Annotated in this window: 1 protein-coding gene and 1 pseudogene; both read right to left on the reverse strand. The window is 74.5% G+C overall.

Annotated elements, in window-relative coordinates:
• Positions 1–391: 391 nt before the first annotated feature.
• Entirely contained in the window at positions 392–1,918 is a 1,527-nt protein-coding gene (locus tag TN53_RS40250) for an FAD-dependent oxidoreductase (RefSeq protein ID WP_159038252.1), read from the reverse strand.
• Between the two features lie 279 nt (positions 1,919–2,197).
• Positions 2,198–2,396, reverse strand: a pseudogene (locus tag TN53_RS40255) (3-carboxy-cis,cis-muconate cycloisomerase); the annotation flags it as partial.

Genomic DNA, 2,396 nt, shown 5'->3' on the forward strand with positions numbered 1-2,396 from the left:
CCAGTCGGCTACGCGCTCGCCCTTGGGCGGTTCGGTGCGCGCACTGTGCGGCGCCCTTTCGGTCGTGCTCATACCCGCGCGCCCTCCCCTCGCCGCTCGGCCGTCACAGGCAAGGTGGCCTGCCGCGGCGCAAGCCGGCCGGTGCCCTGGAGCGGATGAAACGCTATCCACGCGTCAGCGGACGGAACAACCGCGCTCAAGCGATACTCAAGTCTGAACTCAAGTGTTTCTTGAGTGAGTTGTGGGACGTCGTAGGACAAGTGGCCTTCGCTGGCGGTCAGTTGATCCACTCCTGTCATGACCTCGAGCGTATGTCCGGGCGATTTCGGCCGCGACGGCGTATTACGCGCCACCCGGCCGAAAAGCGGCGCGGGCGTGGAATCCGGTGTGCTCATGAGCGTCGCCGGTCGCCGGCCGGTGCCGGGGCCGGCCAGTGGGCCGAGGAGCCGGTGGGCCGGGGCCGGGCCGCGGAACCGGTGGAGACGCCGATGGCGGGTGCCGTCGGTGCGACGGGACGGCGCCTTCGGGCTTCGGGGCCGTGGGTGACGCTGGCTGGTGTCTTGGGGGCCGGATCGTGCCGGGTGCGCAGGGCGGCCCGCAGGGCGCGCGACCGCAGTGCGGCGGGCGCGGCCAGACCCTGGTGCAGGTGGAGCAGGAGGGCCGCCGCGTGCGGGTCGGTGGTCGCGGCGGCCGCGATCCGGGACGCGTACCGCCTGTCGAGCCGGGCCCGCAGCCCGGTGGCCGGGGCCGGGGTGCGGGTGCTCGACTGCCAGGCGGGGGCGATCTGGTGGGCGAGGGCCCGGCGCAGCCGGTGGCTGACGCCGACCGCGGTGCCGTGGGCGGCGAGCAGGTGGTCCAGGACCAGGGCGCACTCCACCGCGAGGGTCATACCGTGGCCGTGGGCCGGGTCGAGGGCGGCGAGGGCGTCGCCGACGACGAGGAACTGGTCTGGCCAGCGGCGCAGCTTCTCGTAGTGGCGCAGGCGGCTGCCGGTGCGGCCGCAGGTGTAGACGGGGCCGAGCGGGGTGGCCGTCTCGATGAGGTCGCGCAGCAGCGGGTGGCGCAGGGCCGCGGCGGCGCGCAGCAGTTCCGCGTGGTCGGCCGGTGGCGGGGTGCCGTCGCCGGTGGCGATCGTCACCGACCAGCGGCCGCCCTCGACGGGGTTGAGCACGGCCTGGCGCGGATCGCCGGGAGAGGGCATGAGGAACAGGCTCCTGAAGTCGGCGACATGGCCGACGGGCGGCGCGTACAGGGTGGTGGCGTACGACGTCCGGGAGTCGGCCACGGATTCCGCGGGCGCTTCGTAGCCGAGTTCGGCGAGCCACTCGGGGGCCTGGGAGCCGCGTCCGGAGGCGTCCACCACGAAGTCGGCGCCGATGAGGCGTTCGGGGTTCCAGCCGTCGCACTCCTTGCGGTTGCGGCCACGTGCCCAGACGCCGGTGACGGTGTCCTGGGGGCCGGGCTCCAGGGCGACGACCTCGTGTTCCTGGAGGAAGGTCACCTTGGGGTCGGCGTGCAGCCGCTCCCGTATCACCGCGTCGAGGACGTCACGGCCGGCGCTGAGCATCGACAGGTTTGTCGGGACGCGGGGCAGCCAGCCGGCCGGGCCGAGCAGCAGCATGTCCTCGGGGATGCGGACGTGGACCGCTCCGGCACGCACGAGGTCCTGGCGGATGCCGGGGAACAGTTGCTCCAGGCCCTGGTGGGCGGCGGTCATGAGGCTGTGGGTGTGCCGTGCCTGCGGAACGCCGCGGCGGCGGCCGGGGCCGCGGGGCAGCCAGTCGCGCTCGATCACGGTCACCCGGTCCATGAGGCCCGTCAGCGCTCGAGCCGCGGTCAGTCCCGCGAGGCTGGAGCCGATCACCACGGCGTGCCCATGGCCGCCGCCCCTCTGCACAACACGTGCGTCCAGACTCAACTCGGCCGCCTCCCCAGTGCGTTGTGCTTGCATCATGCGCCGCATGACGGCCCGCGGAACCGGGCTCGACACCGCCTCGAGCGGCCTTCGAGGCAGGCGCGAGGAGGACTTGAGCGAGGCGTGGGGCGGGTGGGGTGCGCACCCGCGCCGGACCAGGGAGGTTGGAAAGAAGGAGGCCACCCCCGGCCGGGCCGCGACAGCCGGACCTGCCGGTCTGCCCGTGCGGCGCGGCCGGGTGCGTACGGCGTCGTGGGACAGCCGTACGCACCCGCTCTGCCGTCAGGGCGCCGGGGCCCGCCCGAGCCCCGGCGCGGTCAGTGCCCGGTCCACCAGGGGACCGGCGACGCCCGTGTAGCCGGCCGGGTCGAGGAGGGCGGTCGCCTCCTCCCGGCTCAGGACGCCTGCCAGTTGCGGGAGTCCGGCCAGCACCTCGGCGAGGGGCAGGCCGGCGCGGGAGGCGAGCAGGGAGGCCTGCGTG

It is taken from the genome of Streptomyces sp. WM6386, from assembly GCF_000972385.1.
Taxonomy (GTDB): Bacteria; Actinomycetota; Actinomycetes; order Streptomycetales; family Streptomycetaceae; genus Streptomyces.